This window comes from Chryseobacterium sp. R2ACT005 (assembly GCF_049949215.1).
Taxonomy (GTDB): Bacteria; Bacteroidota; Bacteroidia; order Flavobacteriales; family Weeksellaceae; genus Chryseobacterium.
The window spans coordinates 4667912-4687184 of the sequence record NZ_CP188192.1 but is presented as its reverse complement, the minus strand read 5'-3'; the positions used below and the strand labels follow the sequence as shown (position 1 = coordinate 4687184).

Sequence of the window (19273 nt, the reverse complement as noted above, 5' to 3'; positions counted from 1 at the left end):
ACTTTTAAAATTTGATATCATGAAAAAACACCTTTTAAGCTTTGCTTTAGCTTTTGTGAGCTTAACAGCTTTTGCACAGGCAGATTACGACAAAATAATGACTGAAAAAATCGGAAGAATTGAAGTCTGTAAAACATCGGAAGATTTCCAGACTCTGGCCAATGATTTCCAGAGGATAGGAAGTAAAGAAAGCACAAAATGGCTTCCGGCGTACTATTCGGCATTTTCTTATATCCAGAAAGGAAGAACCTTGATGAGAGACGGAAAAATGCAGGAACTGGATGCTATTGCAGATCAGGCCGAGAAACAACTGTCAATGGCACAGAATCTTGCCGGAGCAGATAATGCAGAAATTCACTTGCTGAGAAAAATGTCCTACTCACTGAGAATGATGGTAAATCCGGCACAGCGTTATATGACAGACGGAGCCAGAGCTGCTGAAGAACTTAATATTGCAGAAAAATTAGAGCCTGCAAATCCAAGAATTGCTCTTATCAAAGCAGAAGACGTTTATTTTACTCCTGAGCAGTACGGAGGGAGCAAAACCAAAGGACTGGAAATGTTCAAAGATGCACAGGCAAAATTTAAGACCTACAAACCTAAAACGGCATTAGATCCTAACTGGGGAAGAGGTGAAGCTGATTATTTTCTAAGCCTTCCGGTAGAAAAAGCGAAATAATACATTCTTTGCTTTACTTATAAATTAACCTTCATTCGTGAAGGTTTTTTTATACCATTCAGGGATGAAAATCAGCCCTTCGGTAAGAATTAATTTTTGATACCTTTAATAAAAACTAATTTTGAGTCAAGAAAACAGATCATGAAACGGAAATACTTTACCATATTACTTTGGACGTCATTAGGAACCACATTATTTTTCTTTTTGTTTTTTAATGATGAAAAGACTTTGAATTCTTTTCTGATCACGCTGCTTCTTTCAACCATGTATTCCTTTGTACTGGGGTTTGGAAACGGATTTATCAATGAATTTCTCAACAGAAAATTCCCATGGTCGGAAGCTACCCGAACGAGAGCGGTTTTAAGTATTGTTTCCATTATCATCGGGAACTTTATTCTGGTCTATTTCTGTAATTATATGAACTATGTGGTGATTCAGAAAACGGCTACCATACAAGAGTTTTTTTCTTCAAAGTATGGGGTAACGAATTGGTTTATGATCAATATTGCTCTTTTGATCTCTGCCTTTCTTCATGCTAAAAGCTTTATGGAAGAGCTGAAAAAGACTTCCAGAAAAGAAGTAGTAGAGCAGAAACTAATCGCGAAATCAGCAAACGCTCAGTTTGAAAGTTTAAAAAATCAGCTGGATCCTCATTTCCTTTTCAATTCTCTGAATGTTTTAAGCTCACTGATTGATGAGAATCCGCGCCAGGCTCAGAAGTTTACCGCTTCAATGTCAAAGATTTACCGTTATGTACTTGAACAGAAAGATAAAGAGCTTGTAACGGTGGAAGATGAAATAGAATTTGCCAGAACATATTGTGACCTTTTGAAAACAAGATTTGAAGACAGTGTAGATTTTACTTTTGAAGTTGCCCGGGAAGATTACCAGAAATATGTTGTTCCGCTGTCTTTACAGCTGCTGCTGGAAAACTGTATCAAACATAATTTCGCTACATCATCAAAACCTTTGGTGATAAGAATTTTTTCAGCGGGAAATATACTTTGTATTGAAAATAACTTACAGGTAAGAGAGCAGATCAAAGAAAGTTCGGGAATTGGTCTTGCTAATATTGTACAGCGTTATTCTCTGCTTACCGATCGGAATGTCTTCATAGAAAAGTCAGAGGATCATTTTAAAGTAAAACTTCCGATGCTTTTGAATAAACCGCAAGTTTCCAGTGCAAAACCTGAAGATGATTCTGCTGCGTACAAGCGTGCACAGAAGAGAGTAAAAGAAATGAAAAGCTTTTATATGAATCTTATTTCTTACTGCACTGTATGTTCCTTTTTAATCTTTATCAATCTTTACACCAGCAGCAGAAATCAGTGGTTTTGGTTTCCGGTGCTGGGATGGGGAATTGGGGTTGCTTCCCATGCCTTTCAGGTGTTTGGAGTAGGAGAATCATGGCAGGAAAAGAAGATTCGTGAAATTATGAACAAACAAAAAAAATAAAACGATGGAAAGATTTGACGAAAATGATATTGAATACCAACGTGCCAGAAGAGAGGTAGAACGGTTACGTGGATTTTACGGACATTTATTCGCTTATATTGCAGTGAATGCCATGATCGTTGTCTATAACTGTATGAACCTGAAACCTGGTGAAAGTTATTTTCAGTTTAAAAACTTTTTTACAGCCACTTTCTGGGGAATAGGACTTGCAGCACACGCTGTTACGGTTTTTTTACCCCGTATTAATTTTATCAGGAAATGGGAAGATCATAAGATTAAAGAACTGATGGATAAGCAGAAAAATCATTAAAGGAATTTCCTTTTTTACTCAAACACTTTTAATTTTAAAAACTCATTAAAGATGAACACTTTGTCAACGCTATTCTACATTTCAATGGCCGCCTGGTTTCTTACAGAATTTCTTTACAAAAACATGTTGAAATCCGGTAAAGAAGATCAAAAGAACAAAGATAAATCAACCTTGAATATTCTATGGCTTGCCATTCCTTTTTCTATAATGAGTTCGATATTCATATCTTATAACACTCATTTTACGATTGCTGCAGGAAGCTGGATTCTTTATCTGGGAGAACTCCTCATTCTTACCGGAATTATTTTCAGATATATGATCATCAGATCTCTGGGAAAATATTTTACCGTAGATATTACCATCAGACAGGATCATAAAATCAAAAAAGAAGGATTTTATAAATATCTGAGACATCCTTCTTATGCCTTTTCCCTGCTAACCTCTCTTGGCCTTGGTTTATATTTGAATAACTGGCTGTCTTTAGTCTTTGCTTTTGTACCTCCGTTTTTAGCCTTCGCCTACAGGATTAAGATCGAAGAACAGGCTTTGGTAGAGCAGTTCGGTGATGAATATCTTGAATACAGAAAAAGTACAAAGAAGCTGATCCCGTTTATCTATTAATTACCCGTTTTTACGATTCGGATAGCATAATCTACCATTCGGTAATATAAAATTGATTTGACCCCTTTTCCTGAACTACCTTTGATTCAAGAAAAAAACAAATTAACCTTTTAAAACAAAACATTATGGAAATTTTACCAAATAAAGAGACTATTGCTTACAGAAAAGCATCCAGAAGAGTGAAAGAATTAAAAGAATTTTATGGAAATCTTACTTCTTATTGTATTGTTATTCCATTTCTGGCAATACTGAATCTTATGACCGCTCCCGGATATCTGTGGTTTTTATGGCCGGCGCTGGGCTGGGGAATAGGAATTGCGTTTCATGCAATAAATGTATTCGGAATTGGAAAAAGCTGGGAAGAAAGAAAGATAAAAGAACTGATGGAGAAAGAGGAAAAAGGAAAAATAAAAACATTCTAACAATAATCATAACTAAAAACTTACACGATCATGAATTACGAAACTGCAAGCACAAGAACGAACAACATCAGAAAATTCTATAAAAGCATTTTTATATTTGCAATCTTTGCTGCTCTTATCATTCCGGATGATATTTTTGGCGAAAAGATGATTAATTTTCGATTGTTTGACCGATATACTATCCTTGGGATCTGGGGATTTATTATTCTCATTAAAGCCGTAAAACTGTTTCTTTTTGATTCTGAATTGGAAAGAAATATGATTGAAAAAGAGCTTGAGAAGGAGAAAAAGCCAATAAAATATTAAAATATGCCCGCTTTTATCTAACTTTATTTCCTAAAATCTAAAAACCAAAATTAAAGCTCAATGATCAAAACTGTCATTATAGAAGATGAAAAACCTGCTTCAAGGAAATTAGAACGTATGCTGAGTAATTTTCCTGAAATAGAGATCGTTGCGAAAATAGAATCAGTAGAAGAAGGAGTTGCCTGGTTTTCTGAAAACGAACATCCGCAGCTGATCTTTTCGGATATTGTTTTGGGTGACGGACTGTCCTTTGATATCTTTGAAAAAATTCCAACGAAAGGATTCATCATCTATACCACGGCTTTTGATCAGTATACACTGAAAGCTTTTAAGTTGAACAGTATTGATTATCTTTTAAAACCTATTCTTGATGAAGATCTGGAAGGCGCAGTAGAGAAGTTTAAATCCTTTATTCCTGCCAATGACACGAATGGTTCCCAGGATATCAAACAGCTGATCAGAAAAGAGAAATCTACACTGTCCAGAGTTCTGGTAAAAATCGGGTATAACCTTAAAATTATCCAGACTCAGGAAATAAGCTGTTTTTTCAGTGAGAATAAAATCGTCTATCTTCAGACAGAAGACCGTATCTATCCATCAGATTTTACGCTTGATGAGTTGGAAGATGTTCTGGATGAGAAAAAGTTTTTCAGAGTAAACAGACAGTTTATTGTAAGCTCAGATTATATTAAAAATATCCATACATCACCTTATTATAAAGTGGATATGGAGTTTCAGCCTGAAGAAGAAATTACAGTAAGCAGAGACCGCGTCAAAGACTTCAAAGATTGGCTGGTTAGTTGATAAAAAAGGAAGAAATTTCCTCATTATACAAAAACAAACACCATGGATCTTATATTATTGATTTTTAAACTGTTCCTTTCCCTCTTTTATGCCTGAAAACAGGAATTGTCAGGAGTTATAAAAGTTACTGGCAGATTGTACAAACTGGTGAAAGGCTTCCGTGACTTCTTTCTTATGCTTATGAGCAAGAGGAAACGGAACCATATGGGAATACTCATACGGGAAATCTTTGATTTCTACTTCTACATTAATGTTCCTGTAGCCTCCACGTAAAGTATTCAACGCTTCTATTGGAGGGGCAACACTATCTTTTTCCAGGACATACGCTTTTATCTGGGACTGAATTTCATGAATTCTTTCTTCTCTTTCCCTTTGAAAATAATTGTAGCGAAGCATTTTTTTGAACCAGCTTTCCTGCGGATGAAGTTCTTCATTCTGATAATGTTTCAAACGGGTATCTGATTTAAAATCAGAACTCAGTAGCTCTGTGAAGACAGACTGCATTTTAATAGTAGCCTGAGTATCCATGATGTATTTGGATATCGGAAACATCCTGTCAATAGTCATTCCTCCACAAAAACAGAAAACTTTAGACCGGGTAAAGTAATGGTTCGGATCTGCCATTTTAATGATCATTGAAAGAAAAGATCCAATAGAATATCCAAATAAATCCAGATCTGCTTCCGGGGAAATCCCTTTTATTTTATTGTTTTTAATCTCTTTTACTACTTCAGTAATATCAGAATAAGTCTGCAGGCCGGACCAGAATATTCTTTGAGGATGTGCTTCCAGCCTTGAGCTTATCGCAGCATTCACATAGGAGAAATTCATATTTTCCGGATATTTTTTCCTCCTGAAACGAACCACTTCCATCATGTGATGGCGGTCACTCCAGATAGGTTCTGCACGATCCATATGAAAAGCAATAGGAAACAGAATAACGGCTTTCTGTGTTCTCTGGGCCAGTTCATATGCCCATGGCAGATATTTGTCCCATTTTTTTTCATTCAGGCCATGAAAGAAGAAAATACAACCTTTGGCAGTTTCTATATCCGTTCTCTTCATGATATAATATGTAAACCTTTTATTGCATTCAATATCGAAATCCTTGATGTCTACAGCGGGCTGGCCATAAAAAAGATACCCCTTTTCACTGATTTCCAGTAATTGCTGGTGGGTGATGCAATGTTGATGTTCCGAACCATAAAGCAGATCAGAAACCTTCGATTCAAAAGGAACAGCCTCAATAGTTACATTTAATTCCTTTATTTCAACCCTGTCTTTTCCGGAATCAAAATGACTTTTCAAAACTTCATACAATTCATAATATTCCATAGTACGACAATTGAAGGGTTCATATTTAGAACTATCAATTTAGAGAATTATTGCTGTAATATGTTGATTTTTAAGAGTTAAATGTATTCTAGGCATAGGAGAAAAAATAAACCCCGGAACAGTCTTATTCCGGGGCAGTAGATATATAAATTGATAAGGATGTTTACTCTTTTGCTTCCTCTTTTTTTCCGTTTTCCTGGATGGTAGCAGCTGTAAAGATGATCATGACAATGCACAAGATAAGATCTGCTTTTTCAGGGTGAAAGATTTCCTGGTAGATATTGTAGCCTACAAGTATTGAGACAAAAAAGATAAGAGCATTGTTAGCGGATGCATATTGGTTTTTAATTGTTGTTTTCATAATGATGTTTTTTATTGTTATTTATCCAGTAAGTATGACAATTCAAAATACGTTACAACAATTTTCAAAATAATAATCAATAATTACATAACTATCTGTAATCAATCCTGTTAGATTCGGTATCTTCAAGCTGTTTAAGGATAGATTCCGGAATTTCATCGCTGTCAATGGGAAAGCTGATAGAGTCGGAAATAAAGTTTTTTCTGTCTGCTTTTCTGAAGATTTCAAACAAGGCTATCGGCTCCTGATTGAAACTGATACAGGTACTTATAAAGTGTATTTCGTGGAGTTTATAGTCAGGATTCTTAAGTTTTTCTTTAATATCTTTAATTCTTGAAATAAAATGCCGCTGGCGGATAAAAGTATTGCTGTTCATAATGATAAAAACATAGTCGGAATAAGCTGTTACCTTACCAAAATACTTATGCTGGTCACCACCGCTTCTTTCAATAAAATATTCTCCGGTGGTTTCTGATTTATAAATCTCCATTGCAGAGCGCCATATACGGTCTTCTTTTGCCATTAAAGGATTCTCAGGAAGATTTCTGTTATAAGAGTACCAGCAGCCTACCAGGCGATCCAGAAGAGCGGTATTCAGATTTACATTATTCATCTCAATCCTGAGATCATTAAAATTGAAAGACTCTGTAGTGGAATTGATGAAGTCTATATAATTGGAGTAACCCAGAACTTTGACAATTAGACTCAGTTTTGCAAGGTTCGGTCTGCTCAGAACAGCATTTTCATTCTGCCTGAATTTTTTCAGTTTATTGATAATCAGGTGTTCATACAGGTAATTAGTCCCCAGAAGATCTGGTTCTTTTTTAATTTCTTTCTCTGAATGATCATTGATAATGAGCTCATTCAGTTCTGCGCTGATGTAGGACCATTCGGTTTTGGTAACGTCTTCCCAATGGTTTTTCTTTAAAAAATGGCGGCTTAAGAAATTCATCAGTTTTTCAAGATGCAGTATATCTTCCTTTTTCATCTGTTTATTTTTTATGGTCAGATTCGTTTTAGTTTTATAAGACTAATTTAAGATTTTTATCAAACCAAAAAAGACTTTTGAGAGATTTTTATATTTTAAAATCCATTGATATTTGAATAGAAAACAAAATTTAAAACAATGGAAACAAGAATGTTATTAAAAGATGAATCCCTCTGGAACCGGATACAGGGATTTTCGCTGGATGCTCCCGGCGTTGCTTTCCCTTTTTCAAAAAAACTGGCAAAAGAAGAAAGCTGGAGCCTTGATTTTGCAAAAAAAGCGATAGAAGAATATAAAAAGTTTGTCTATCTCTGCTGTATTCTTCCCAACGGGGCCTCTCCCAGCGAAATAGTGGATAAAGTATGGCATCTGCATCTGATCTACACCCAGAATTATTGGGAAGAATTCTGTCCGAATATTTTAAAAAGACCGCTTCACCATCATCCTTCTAAAGGAGGAAACACAGAAAGAGTGAAGCATGAGAATTGGTTTGAAGATACGATGTCCGACTACAGGAACATATTTCAGCAGGAAGCACCCGAAGAAATATGGAAAGGGAAAAAGAAAGAATCTAAAGTAAGACGCTGGATGAAAAAGATGGCCTTTTTTTCTCCAATTTTTATTTTATTGCTGCTGTTTTCCTGTACAGAAGGAGGAGGCTTCACCGGATTGTTGGTCACGGCAGTGATTTTTGCCATTATTTTTATTTTGGGAACAATAACCTCAATCATAGGTGATGCTGAAATTTCCGATCCTAATAGAAAGGATAAGCAAAGCAATGATGGAGGAGGAGGTGGAAGCTGCGGAGGATCGAGCTGCAGCGGAGGAGGTGGTTGTGGCGGAGGCTGCGGTGGTTGTGGGGGATGTGGAGGATAAAAAATAATCAATATGAAAAAACTAACCATTCACTCAGTTCCTGTTGGAGTAAGCTTTATGTGGCTTATGACAGCATGTCAGACATTGAATCCCATTATTCTTAAAGGGCCGGACTTTCTGAAGTTTTATCTCATTCTGGTTCTCGGATTCTATGCTTCATTTTTTATTTTAAACTCCTTGAGAGAAACCATTTCGGAGACTACATTTTATTTTACAGGCTTCATTTTTTTACTGGGAATTATAAAACTGGTAAGAGGAATCATGCTGGGAAAGCCCGTTGGATTTCTCGTTATGATTTTAATCCTGGAATGTATTGTGGCAGTGTTTCTTATCATGAGCCACATTAACAAGAAAACAAAGTAATTGTTTCATAAAAACAAACCCGAAACAGAACTGTTCCGGGCTTTATAATAAGGTATAGAGATCAAATCTCTTATTTTTTTTCTTTTATGGGCTGGTAGCCATATTTTCTAACCATAATGGAAGTGATCACCACTAAAATAAGGCTGATTCCGATATTTGAATTCTCAGGATGTACAATTGCCTGATAAAGATTGTAACCGAAAACCGCAGATACAACTGAGATCAGGATATTGTTTACATAAGCATACTGGTTTTTTGTAGTTGTTTTCATAGTAATTTTTTATTGTTATTTACTCAGTAAGTAAGACAACTTAAAAAACGTTACAGAAAACTTTAAAATTATTTCTTCAAAAAAAAACTTATATATTCTCAACCCTGAACTCATCATCCTTTACGCAATCACACCGCTTCCGATAAGTTCATCATCAATATACCATGCAGCAAACTGTCCTTCCGCAATGGCAGACTGAAGTTCATCAAACTCAATATATAATGCATTTTCAAACTGATACAGAGTTGCTTTCTGCAAAGCCTGTCTGTATCGGAATCTGGCCATTACTTCCATAGATTCTCCACTCTGAAGTTTCATATCCTTACGTACCCAGTGCAGTTCAGAATTATCTATTTTCAATGCTTTTTTGTGAAGACCAGGGAAATGGCTTCCTTCTCCCACGAAAATGATATTGTTTTCCATCTCTCTGGAGATAATAAAACAGCTTTCCTTGTGCCCGCCTATTCCAAGGCCCCGGCTTTGTCCGATGGTGAAAAACTGGGCTCCCTGATGTTTCCCGATTACTTTTCCGTCAGACTTTTTATAGTTGATTTTTCTGGATAAAAACTCAAGTTCTTCTTCTTTAGAAGCGAATTCTGGTTTTTCTTCCGAAAATAAAGGTGAATCTTTGAAAATTTCTACAATTTCCCCTTCATTGGGTTTCAATTGCTGCTGTAAAAACTGTGGAAGGCTCACTTTCCCGATAAAACACAATCCCTGAGAATCCTTTTTATCTGCTGTTACCAACCCGATCTCCTTTGCGATTTCTCTTACCTGAGGTTTTGTAAGTTCTCCGATAGGGAACAACGCTTTTGAAAGTTGATCCTGGCTTAGCTGGCAAAGGAAATAAGACTGATCTTTATTGTTGTCTTTTCCGGCAAGAAGGTGGAAAATTTCTTTTCCGTTTTCGTCAAAAGTAGAGTTTACTCTTGCATAATGTCCGGTTGCCACCTTATCTGCCCCCAATGACATTGCGGTCTTCATGAAAACATCGAATTTTACTTCTCTGTTACATAATACATCCGGGTTGGGAGTTCTTCCTTTTTCATATTCTGCAAACATATAATCAACGATACGTTCCTTGTAAAGTTCACTCATGTCTATCACCTGGAAAGGAATTCCAAGCTTTTGTGCCACCATAAGGGCATCATTACTGTCCTCAATCCAGGGACATTCATCTTCCAGAGTTACGGAAGCATCGTTCCAGTTTCTCATAAACAAAGCCACCACTTCATGGCCTTGCTGTTGCAGCAAATACGCTGTAACACTAGAATCTACACCTCCGGAGAGGCCTACTACTATTTTCATTGTATTTCAATTTTACGAAACTCTTAACGGGAGTTCTTAGTTTGATGCGGCAAAAATACAACTAAATAAATTCGTAAAAAAACCATAATTTTAAACATTGATAAAAACGATATTAATCGTATTTGCCTTTATACCGTACTATAACAAGTAATGGGAGTATACAATATCATCAAAACAAAATATATCTACATATGAAAAAAATTATTATTTCAATGATGCTGATCATCTCGGGGTCAGCGTTTTCCCAGGTTTCAGTAGGAACTCCGGTGCAGGAAAACAGCAAATGGACTTTTGGAGGGGGAATCGGATTAGGATTTGGGAGTAATAGTGCTTTTAATCTGTCTGCTTCACCAAGAGTAGGTTACAGGCTTACGGATGATCTTGAGGCAGGTGTTGTGGGAAGTGTATCCTGGCAGACTTCCAATTCTTATAAATCTACCATGTTTGGGGTAGGGCCATTTGTCAATTACTATTTTGCCAGATCATTTTATGTGGGAGCAAACTATCAGCATTATTTTGTTGACTATAAAGATAAATACTATGATTATAAATACAATACAGAAGAAAATGCATTGTATCTTGGAGGAGGATATATGCAAAGAATCGGGAATAATTCTTTTATGCAGATTGGATTGATGTATAATGTACTCTGGAAGCAGAATTCCAGTGTGTTTTCAAGCGGTCTGATCCCGAATATCGGTTTTGTAGTAGGGCTTTAATGCCTGGTTTATCAATAGGAACGGGCTTTAGCCCGTTTAATCAAAGAACAAAATTCATTCGGCTTCAGCCAAGCCTCATAATGTTAAGCCACAAAGATATTTGGAGTTCAATACAATACTCAATATAATTGGTTTTAACGTAAAACTTATAAAACGAAAAGCCCCGGAAAATTTCCCGGGGCTTTTCTATTTGAAATTAAATTATTTATTCAAATTATGATTGAGAAGACTTCTCAGCAGCTGATTTTTTCGCTTTCTGCGTTTTTCCAATCAGTCCGTCTTTAGCATCATTAAGGTCAAGAACTACGGTTTCTCCTTCATTCAATTGCTTGTTTACCAACATTTCTGCCAATAAGTCTTCAATATATTTCTGGATTGCTCGTTTCAATGGTCTTGCACCGAAATCTTTATCCCATCCTTTTTCAGAAATGAAGTTTTTAGCATCTTCAGTTAAGTCAACTTTATATCCTAATTTTTCAAGTCTGCCATACAATTTGTTCAATTCAATATCAATAATCTTCTTGATATCATCCTGAACAAGAGAGTTGAAGATCACAATGTCATCAATTCTGTTTAAGAATTCAGGAGCAAATGCTTTCTTAAGAGCACTTTCAATGGTACTTCTCGCTCTTGTATCTGAGCTTGTCTTTTTAGCTGAAGTTCCGAATCCTACACCATCTCCAAAGTCTTTAAGATCTCTGGTTCCGATATTGGAAGTAAGAATGATAATCGTATTTCTGAAGTCGATTTTTCTCCCTAAGCTGTCTGTAACGTGACCTTCATCAAGGATCTGTAACAGAATATTGAATACATCCGGGTGAGCTTTTTCAATCTCATCCAAAAGAACCACAGCATAAGGTTTTCTTCTTACCGCTTCAGTCAGCTGACCACCTTCTTCATATCCTACGTATCCCGGAGGCGCACCCACCAATCTTGAAACTGCGAATTTCTCCATGTATTCACTCATGTCAATTCTGATCAAAGATTCGTCGGATTCAAACAGTTCTCTCGCCATTACTTTAGCCAGCTCGGTTTTACCAACCCCGGTTGTTCCAAGGAAAATAAATGTACCGATAGGACGGTTTGGATCTTTAAGACCAGCTCTGTTTCTTTGAATTGCTTTCACAACTTTTTTCACAGCATCTTCCTGACCGATTACTTTTCCGTTCAGTTTTTCATCCATCTGGGCAAGCTTATCAAGCTCGTTCTTGCCAACTTTCGTTACAGGAACTCCACTCATCATAGAAACCACTTCCGCTACACTTTCCTCACTCACGGTTTCTTTTTTCTCTTTTACATCTTTATCCCATTTTTCCTGAGCAGCATTCAGTTCCATCTGAAGTCTTTCCTCTTCATCTTTAAGCTTTCTTGCCTCAAGATAATCCTGAGCTTTTACAGCTTTCTGCTTCAGTTCTTTGATATCTTCAATTTTCTTTTCAAAATCAATGATCTCTGTAGGAACTTTCATGTTCTTGATGTAAACTCTTGACCCAGCTTCGTCCATTGCATCAATCGCTTTGTCCGGTAAGAAACGGTCTGTAATATATCTTGCTGTCAGATTGACACAGGCATTAATTGCTTCAGGCGTATAAATTACATTGTGGTGTTCTTCATACTTATCCTTAATCTGGTTCAGAATCTGAATGGTTTCATCAATAGAAGTAGGCTCCACCATTACTTTCTGGAATCTTCTTTCTAAAGCACCGTCTTTTTCAATATACTGACGATATTCATCCAGAGTCGTAGCCCCGATGCATTGAATTTCGCCTCTTGCCAAAGCTGGTTTGAACATATTGGAAGCATCTAAACTTCCTGTAGAACTTCCCGCTCCTACAATCGTATGAAGCTCATCAATAAATAAGATGACATCTCTGTTTTTTTCCAGTTCCGTCATGATGGCCTTCATTCTTTCTTCAAACTGACCACGGTATTTAGTTCCGGCAACTAAACTTGCCAGATCTAAAGTGATCACACGTTTTCCGTAAAGAACTCTTGACACTTTTTTCTGTTGAATCCTTAATGCTAAACCTTCAGCAATGGCAGATTTACCAACTCCCGGCTCTCCAATAAGAAGAGGGTTGTTTTTCTTTCTACGGGATAAGATCTGAGAAACTCTCTCAATTTCTTTTTCACGGCCGATTACCGGGTCTAGCTTTCCATCCCTGGCCAAAGAAGTAAGGTCTCTACCAAAGTTATCCAATGTAGGTGTTTTACTTTTTGCAGAACCTAGATTTCCTGTAGGCTTTCTCATTTGCTCAAATTCTTCTCTTTCATCATCGTCATCATAAGCACTCATCTGTGGAGACTGGCCTGAATTTTTAAGCATAGTCTGGTATTCTCTTGAAACTCCCTCATAGTCTATGTCATAAGCTCCCAGGATATTTGAAGTAGGATCCTCATATTTATAAAGAATACCTAAAAGCAGGTGAACGGTATTAATTTCATTGCTTTTATATTGACGGCATTCTAGCTCTGCACGTTTAATGGCATGGTCTGCCATCTTGGTGAAAGAAATATTGGTAACCTCTTCAGAAATAGGATTTAGACTTGCTGTATTTAAAGTTTCAATTTTTCTTCTGATTTGTGTTAAATCCGCATTAAGGTTTTGAAGGATTTCTTTTGCAGAGTTTTCCGTTTTTATAATACCTAAAAGTAGATGTTCTGTATTAAGAAATTCACTTTTCAGCCTTTTAGCTTCGCTTTTGCTTTGTTTGAACACCTGGCTCAAACCTTGTGAAAACTTATAATCCATAATATATCTCATTAGAACAAAGGCAACATTACCTTTTATTCATTATCTAAATTACAAATATTTTACCAAAAATCAATTAATGACTTTATGGCAGAAAAAATTTTATTATCTTATTGAAAATGATTAAGTTTGTTATCCTTAAATTTCCCCCATGGATACTCAAATTACCACCTACATCGGCTATTCTGCATCTCTTTTTATCGTATTGAGTTTCATACTGAAAGATGTAAGAAAAATTAGGGTAGTCAATATGATCGGCTGTATTTGTTTTGTCATTTATGGTATCTTCAATGGAATGCTTTGGCCGGTTATCATTCCAAACGGGCTCATTTGTTTCATTCAGATCTATTATTTAATATTAGACAAGAAAAATTGATGAAGAAAAAAATACTAGTATCTGCCTTTAGCAGTTTGTATACCGATCAGCGAATAGAAAAGGTATGCAAAACCCTTTTTGACAACGGATATCCCCTTGAATTGATCGGAAACGATTGGGAAGGAAATGAGACAATGCAACGTCCTTATCCTTTTTCAAGAATAGGACTGACGTCAAAAAGCCTAAAGACAGCTTATTTTGAGTTCAACTGGAAATTATACCATGAGCTTAAGAAAAAAGCAGACAAAGATACTATCCTTCATGCCAATGATATTGATGCGCTTCTGCCAAATTATCTCATTGCCAAAAAACTCAATATTCCATTGGTCTTTGACAGCCATGAAATTTTCACGGAAATGCCATCAGTACAAAACAGGTTTTCACAAAAATTCTGGAGAGTGCTGGAAAGAAAGCTGGTTCCTCATTTGAAATTTATGATGACAGAAAGTGAAAGCTATGCTGAGTGGTTTCACGAAAAATATAAGGTAAACCCGGTAGTTGTCAGAAATATCCCGAGAAAAATTCTTTCTGCCCCTGAAATTCCTGAAAACCATCCTAAAATTATTCTGTATCAGGGAGCGATTAATCAATCCAGAGGAATTGAAAAAATGATTGCCGCCATGCATCATATTAAAGATGCTGTTCTGAAAATTGCTGGTGACGGACCGAAGAAAAAAGAATATGAAGAACTTGTCATTCAGGAAAAACTGCAGGACAAAGTCTTTTTCCTGGGTAAACTGAAACCGGAAAATCTCAGAGAAATTACAAAAACAGCAGATGTAGGATTTAGTCTTGAAGAGAATAACGGAGTTAGTTATTATTATTCACTTCCCAATAAAGTTTGTGACTATATCCAGTCCAGAGTGCCGCTTGTTATGATTAATTTTCCGGAAATGCAGCGTATAAAAAATCAGTTTAATGTAGGAGAGATCATTACAGATCATCAGCCTGAAACGATTGAAAAAGCAATTAATCTGGTTCTTGAAAGAGGAAGACTGTACTATCAGAGCGAATTGAACAAAGCTGCAGATGTATTTTGCTGGGAGAACGAAGAAACAAAAATTCTTCAGCTTTTTGAAAAAGCATCCCGGTAATAAATTTTACAAAATTGGTTATCTTTGCAAAAGAAATTTGATTAAAAATGACCATTAAAGAAAAACAGCAGGAAATAATAGACGAATTCGCTTTTCTGGACGATTGGGAGCAAAAGTACGAGTACATCATTGATCTTGGAAAAGAACTGAAAGGCCTGCCGGAAGAAAGAAAGACAGAAGAAAATCTGATTAAAGGCTGCCAGAGTAAAGTTTGGATTGATGCCGAATTTAAAGATGGGAAACTTTTCTTTAATGCAGATTCTGACGGTATTTTACCCAAAGGAATCGTTTCTCTTTTAGTAAGTATTTATAGTGGGCATTCCACTCAGGAAATTCTGGATTCTGATTTTGATTTTATTGCAGAAATAGGGTTACAGGAATTTCTTTCGCCATCCAGAGCCAACGGATTGATGGCAATGACTAAACAGATCAAGTTTTATGCAGTTGCTTATCAACTGAAATCATAGCCGTGACAAAAATTTTAGCATATCGTTTTTCCGCATTCGGAGATGTTGCGATGACCGTACCTGTTTTCAGAGAATTTCTGGAGCAGAACCCCGGTGTGGAAATTATTATGGTGTCCAGGAAGAATTTCGAAGCGTTGTTTGCGGGAGTTCCTAATGTAACTTTTAAAGGAATTGATCTTGATGACTATAAAGGTCTCTTTGGATTGAGGAAACTGAGCAATGAACTGATCCGGGAGTTTAATCCTGACTGTATTGCCAATCTTCACGATGTAATCCGGACCAAGGTTTTAGACAGGATATATAGAAGAAAAGGACTTAAAGTTTTCAAAATAGATAAGGGTAAAGAGGAGAAAGAACACCTTATAGATGTCTGGAATCTTGAGAAAGTGCAGCTGAGGAAAACCGTGGAACGTTATGCTGATGTATTCCGTAAAATGGGATTCAAAGTTGAGCTTTCACATCAGCTCAGACCTACTTCGGAGCATCAATCAGGAATTGGTTTTGCCCCTTTTGCCCAACACAAAGGAAAGATGCTTCCTCTGGAAAAATCCTATGAACTGGTCAGAATTCTGGCTCAGAAACATACGGTGTACTTCTTTGGTGGAGGTAAAAAAGAAACCGAAACCCTTGACAGATGGGAAAGTGAGATTCCCAATACCAAAAATCTTTCCAGAAAATTAAACCTTACCGAAGAACTCAATCATATTGCCGGGCTGGAACTGATGATATCCATGGATTCTGCGAATATGCATCTTGCGAGTCTTGTAGGAACAAGATGTGTTTCTATTTGGGGTGCTACTCATCCCTATGCAGGATTTTTAGGATTCGGGCAGAGTGAAGAAGATGTTGTTCAGGTAAAAGATCTCACCTGCAGGCCATGTTCTGTTTTTGGAGATAAAGAATGTTACAGAGGAGACTGGGCTTGTCTTGAGGAATTCAATATTCAGAAAGTGATAGATAGGGTTAATTTTTAAAAATAATCTTTACCATCTCTTCGGCTTTAGTATGATCCGAATGTGTTTTTTCTAAGATTTGCTTTCTTTTTTCAGTATCATCAAAATCTTTTTCGGCAGAGCTGATAATCTGTTGGCGAATTTCAGCCATATCAGCCCCATACAGGCATAAATCCTTCAAAGCAGGGTCATCTGTAATGTTTCCATTAATAATCACAAAACGACTATTGTAAAGGGTGTTGAAAACCTTCACCTTGGTTCCTGAATTCTGGTAAGAAATCAGAATGTTGGCATGGGCATTTTCCAGGAGATGGTGAAGGTTTTCTGTCGTCAGGATAGGAGTGAGGGTGATATTTTCAACCGCTGACATCCTTTTTTTAATATCTTCATTGGCACGATCGGAGGCTACAATCAGTTTATACTGTGGAAGAGTTTTAAATAAATCAATAGTCTCAATCAGTGCTTTTTTATTATCAGCAGTAGTGAGGTCTCCATGGAAAAGAAAATAATTTCCTTTTTTATCCAGTTGCTTTACCGATTGATTACCATGGAAAATATGGATCAATTGTGCATTTCCCGAATAAATATTCACTTCATTATATTCCTTTTCAGACAGGCAGAATACAGTTTCAAACTTCTTTAAAAGCTTTTCCTGGTATCCTCTATATTTTAAAGATTCAATGCTGTAAACAATCTTTTTGAGGATGTTTTTTTCTGATAATGAAAGTCCTTTATAATACGCTGTTTCGTTGTTGTGGTGGCGAAGATACAGTTTATGACGACTGTCTTTCAGAAACCTGATAATATGTGTTGTCTGCAGGCCTTCAAACAATATAGGAGCTTTGATCTTTTCCAGATTTTTAAGGAGAGCTTCAGAATCTCTTATTGCGGCCGCGAAAGGCGTTTTTGAGAAATAAAGAAGAAAATTCTTTTTCTTTTCATAAAAAAATACGCTTTCTGTGATTCCTTCTATTTCCGGATCAATCGTTGCAGGAATTTTGTCTACAAAACAATGAAGGTGAATTTTTATCCCCAGATCAGATAAAGCTTTGATCTTGTAATACACATCAATGATGCCGCCATAAGAAGGAGGGTAGGGATAGTTGAATGATATGATATGGAGTTCCTTCACGTCAAGCAAATTCAAATGCAGGCAAAGGTAAATAAATATAAGGAAAAGTGGCGAGGAAACTCTTAAAATAGCTTAGGTATAAAAATAAAAAATCTCCCAATTTCTTGAGAGATTTTTGTGGGCCCTGAGGGATTCGAACCCCCGACCCTCTGGGTGTAAACCAGATGCTCTGAACCAACTGAGCTAAGAGCCCTGAAATTTTTTGAAAGGCTTCAGTATCCTTTTTGTGGGCCCTGAGGGATTCGAACCCCCGACCCTCTGGGTGTAAACCAGATGCTCTGAACCAACTGAGCTAAGAGCCCCTATAACTTGTTTCCTCGTTTAGAGTGGTGCAAATATACGACTTATTCGGAAATCTCCAAATTTTTTTCTAAAAAATCTCCCACAACAAAGTTACTTCCCCCGATAAAAATCATTTCTTCATTTGTACATTGTTCTTTTGCAGCAAGATACGCTTCCTGTACAGAATCAAAAATTTTATAAAAAATTTTCGCCTCCTGAAGCAGATTTTCATAATCTTCTGGATGTCTTCCCCTGTTGACAGATGGTTTTGCAAAATAGAACTCAGAATTTCCAGGAAGTAATTTCATCACATCATCTATTTTTTTGTCATTCACAAACCCCAAAATGACATGCTTGTGACGGTCAATTGAATTTAATTGCGAAAAAACATATTCCAAACCTGCCTGGTTGTGTCCCGTATCACAAATTGTAAGCGGATTTTTTGAAAACTCAAACCAACGGCCAATGAATCCTGTGTTCTGATGAACATGGAGCAGTCCGTTTTCAAGATCTTTGTAGGAAATAGGAACCTCCAGTTTTCTTAATTCCTCTACCACAGCCAATACAACTCTGATATTTTTCTTCTGATAATTTCCTTTCAAATCAGATTCAAGGTTTGTATTAATAAGAGTAGCGTCTATAAACGGTGCATTTTCTTTAATAGCTTTCTCTCGGATGATATTTTTGACTGTTTCATTCTCATCACCTGAAATAATCGGGATATTACTTTTAATAATTCCCGCTTTCTCAGTGGCAATTTCTTCAATGGTATCTCCCAAAATATTCTGATGATCCAGCTGAACATTCGTAATTGCAGAGATCAGTGGTTTAATAATGTTTGTTGAATCCAGTCTTCCTCCCAATCCAACTTCAATAATGGCAAAATCTACCTGTTGCTGATAAAAATATTCAAAAGCCATGATAGTGGTAAATTCAAAGAAAGAAGGGCGGATATCTTCCGGAAGAGCCCTTAGCTTTTGAATAAACTCAAAGACAAATTTTTTATTACAGTTTTTTCCGTTAACCTTGATGCGTTCTGTAAAGTCTATCAGGTGAGGAGAATTGTATAATCCGGTTTTATAACCAGCTTCCTGGAGAACGGATGCCAGCATATTGCTTGAAGAACCTTTTCCGTTGGTACCTCCAATGTGAATGCACCTGATCTTATCCTGAGGATTTCCAAAGAAAGCACAAAGTTTTGTAATATTGTCAAGTCCGGGTTTATAAGCCTTCTGTCCATCTATCTGATAGTTGGGCATCTGCACGAAAAGCCAGTCAATAGCTTCCTGATATTGTTCATTTGTCATGGTACAAAATTCCCAAAAGTTTTTTTAAAAAAAAATATAATTTTTCAATCTGTAACTTTTTTATATTTAATTCGTCTAATATTGAAAAATCT

22 protein-coding genes and 2 tRNA genes are annotated in these 19273 nt (G+C 36.5%); 14 read left to right on the top strand and 10 right to left on the bottom strand.

Annotated elements, in window-relative coordinates:
- Positions 1–19 precede the first annotated feature (19 nt).
- The 7 genes from ACPF63_RS21545 (at position 20) to ACPF63_RS21515 (ending at position 4597) form a co-directional block, all read left to right on the top strand.
- Positions 20–679, top strand: a complete 660-nt coding sequence (locus ACPF63_RS21545) for a hypothetical protein (RefSeq protein WP_426481263.1) — start codon at positions 20–22, stop codon at positions 677–679.
- 141 nt (positions 680–820) lie between these two features.
- Positions 821–2134, top strand: a complete 1314-nt coding sequence (locus ACPF63_RS21540; protein ID WP_426481262.1) for a 2TM domain-containing protein — start codon at positions 821–823, stop codon at positions 2132–2134.
- A 4-nt stretch (positions 2135–2138) separates the two neighbouring features.
- Positions 2139–2444 carry a 2TM domain-containing protein gene (locus tag ACPF63_RS21535; protein ID WP_426481261.1) on the top strand — a complete coding sequence of 102 codons (306 nt, stop codon included), beginning with the start codon at positions 2139–2141 and terminating at the stop codon, positions 2442–2444.
- Between the two features lie 51 nt (positions 2445–2495).
- A complete protein-coding gene (locus tag ACPF63_RS21530) occupies positions 2496–3065 on the top strand; it encodes a methyltransferase family protein (protein WP_426481260.1) in 570 nt (189 codons plus the stop codon).
- A 125-nt stretch (positions 3066–3190) separates the two neighbouring features.
- The gene (locus ACPF63_RS21525) at positions 3191–3487 is read left to right on the top strand and encodes a 2TM domain-containing protein (RefSeq protein ID WP_047380084.1); all 297 of its coding nucleotides are present in this window, start codon (positions 3191–3193) and stop codon (positions 3485–3487) included.
- A gap of 30 nt (positions 3488–3517) precedes the next feature.
- On the top strand, positions 3518–3793 hold the full coding sequence (locus tag ACPF63_RS21520; RefSeq protein WP_426481259.1) for a 2TM domain-containing protein: 276 nt from the start codon (positions 3518–3520) through the stop codon (positions 3791–3793).
- Positions 3794–3853: 60 nt separating this feature from the next.
- A complete protein-coding gene (locus ACPF63_RS21515; RefSeq protein ID WP_426481258.1) occupies positions 3854–4597 on the top strand; it encodes a LytR/AlgR family response regulator transcription factor in 744 nt (247 codons plus the stop codon).
- 108 nt (positions 4598–4705) lie between these two features.
- On the opposite strand, the gene ACPF63_RS21510 is transcribed toward ACPF63_RS21515, so the two are convergent.
- The 3 genes from ACPF63_RS21510 to ACPF63_RS21500 all read right to left on the bottom strand — a co-directional run bounded on the left by ACPF63_RS21510 (position 4706) and on the right by ACPF63_RS21500 (position 7281).
- Positions 4706–5932 carry a DUF6051 family protein gene (locus ACPF63_RS21510; RefSeq protein ID WP_426481257.1) on the bottom strand — a complete coding sequence of 409 codons (1227 nt, stop codon included), beginning with the start codon at positions 5930–5932 and terminating at the stop codon, positions 4706–4708.
- Positions 5933–6095: 163 nt separating this feature from the next.
- Positions 6096–6293, bottom strand: coding sequence for a hypothetical protein (locus ACPF63_RS21505; protein ID WP_426481256.1), 198 nt, complete (start codon positions 6291–6293; stop codon positions 6096–6098).
- Positions 6294–6384: 91 nt separating this feature from the next.
- A complete protein-coding gene (locus ACPF63_RS21500) occupies positions 6385–7281 on the bottom strand; it encodes a hypothetical protein (protein WP_426481255.1) in 897 nt (298 codons plus the stop codon).
- A gap of 138 nt (positions 7282–7419) precedes the next feature.
- On the opposite strand from ACPF63_RS21500, the gene ACPF63_RS21495 reads away from it, so the two are divergent.
- Complete coding sequence (locus ACPF63_RS21495; RefSeq protein WP_426481254.1) at positions 7420–8157, top strand: glycine-rich domain-containing protein; 738 nt, start codon at positions 7420–7422, stop codon at positions 8155–8157.
- Positions 8158–8169: 12 nt separating this feature from the next.
- Positions 8170–8520, top strand: coding sequence for a hypothetical protein (locus tag ACPF63_RS21490; protein WP_426481253.1), 351 nt, complete (start codon positions 8170–8172; stop codon positions 8518–8520).
- Between the two features lie 70 nt (positions 8521–8590).
- Here ACPF63_RS21490 and ACPF63_RS21485 read toward each other — a convergent pair whose 3' ends face one another.
- Positions 8591–8791 carry a hypothetical protein gene (locus tag ACPF63_RS21485; RefSeq protein WP_077413256.1) on the bottom strand — a complete coding sequence of 67 codons (201 nt, stop codon included), beginning with the start codon at positions 8789–8791 and terminating at the stop codon, positions 8591–8593.
- A 120-nt stretch (positions 8792–8911) separates the two neighbouring features.
- Positions 8912–10099: a tRNA 2-thiouridine(34) synthase MnmA gene (gene mnmA, locus ACPF63_RS21480; RefSeq protein WP_426481252.1), complete on the bottom strand. Its 1188-nt coding sequence runs from the start codon at positions 10097–10099 to the stop codon at positions 8912–8914.
- 191 nt (positions 10100–10290) lie between these two features.
- Here mnmA and ACPF63_RS21475 point away from each other — a divergent pair, with 191 nt between their 5' ends.
- Positions 10291–10818: a hypothetical protein gene (locus ACPF63_RS21475; protein WP_180564887.1), complete on the top strand. Its 528-nt coding sequence runs from the start codon at positions 10291–10293 to the stop codon at positions 10816–10818.
- 214 nt (positions 10819–11032) lie between these two features.
- Here ACPF63_RS21475 and ACPF63_RS21470 read toward each other — a convergent pair whose 3' ends face one another.
- On the bottom strand, positions 11033–13570 hold the full coding sequence (locus ACPF63_RS21470; protein WP_077413662.1) for an ATP-dependent Clp protease ATP-binding subunit: 2538 nt from the start codon (positions 13568–13570) through the stop codon (positions 11033–11035).
- Positions 13571–13721: 151 nt separating this feature from the next.
- Here ACPF63_RS21470 and ACPF63_RS21465 point away from each other — a divergent pair, with 151 nt between their 5' ends.
- Genes ACPF63_RS21465 through ACPF63_RS21450 form a run of 4 tightly spaced genes read left to right on the top strand, consistent with a single transcriptional unit; the run spans position 13722 to position 16481 of the window.
- The gene (locus ACPF63_RS21465; protein WP_426481251.1) at positions 13722–13946 is read left to right on the top strand and encodes a uroporphyrinogen decarboxylase; all 225 of its coding nucleotides are present in this window, start codon (positions 13722–13724) and stop codon (positions 13944–13946) included.
- Positions 13946–15040, top strand: coding sequence for a glycosyltransferase (locus ACPF63_RS21460; RefSeq protein WP_426481250.1), 1095 nt, complete (start codon positions 13946–13948; stop codon positions 15038–15040). Before ACPF63_RS21465 ends, ACPF63_RS21460 begins: the two co-directional genes overlap by 1 nt.
- A gap of 47 nt (positions 15041–15087) precedes the next feature.
- Entirely contained in the window at positions 15088–15507 is a 420-nt protein-coding gene (locus ACPF63_RS21455) for a SufE family protein (protein WP_047375924.1), read from the top strand.
- A gap of 50 nt (positions 15508–15557) precedes the next feature.
- On the top strand, positions 15558–16481 hold the full coding sequence (locus ACPF63_RS21450) for a glycosyltransferase family 9 protein (RefSeq protein WP_426483238.1): 924 nt from the start codon (positions 15558–15560) through the stop codon (positions 16479–16481).
- On the opposite strand, the gene ACPF63_RS21445 is transcribed toward ACPF63_RS21450, so the two are convergent.
- The 4 genes from ACPF63_RS21445 to ACPF63_RS21430 all read right to left on the bottom strand — a co-directional run bounded on the left by ACPF63_RS21445 (position 16471) and on the right by ACPF63_RS21430 (position 19181).
- Positions 16471–17592: a hypothetical protein gene (locus ACPF63_RS21445; RefSeq protein ID WP_426481249.1), complete on the bottom strand. Its 1122-nt coding sequence runs from the start codon at positions 17590–17592 to the stop codon at positions 16471–16473. The genes ACPF63_RS21450 and ACPF63_RS21445 overlap by 11 nt on opposite strands.
- 118 nt (positions 17593–17710) lie before the next feature.
- Positions 17711–17785 (bottom strand) — tRNA-Val (locus tag ACPF63_RS21440).
- Between the two features lie 34 nt (positions 17786–17819).
- Positions 17820–17894, bottom strand: a tRNA-Val gene (locus ACPF63_RS21435).
- 42 nt (positions 17895–17936) lie between these two features.
- The gene (locus ACPF63_RS21430) at positions 17937–19181 is read right to left on the bottom strand and encodes a bifunctional folylpolyglutamate synthase/dihydrofolate synthase (protein WP_426481248.1); all 1245 of its coding nucleotides are present in this window, start codon (positions 19179–19181) and stop codon (positions 17937–17939) included.
- Positions 19182–19273 lie beyond the last annotated feature (92 nt).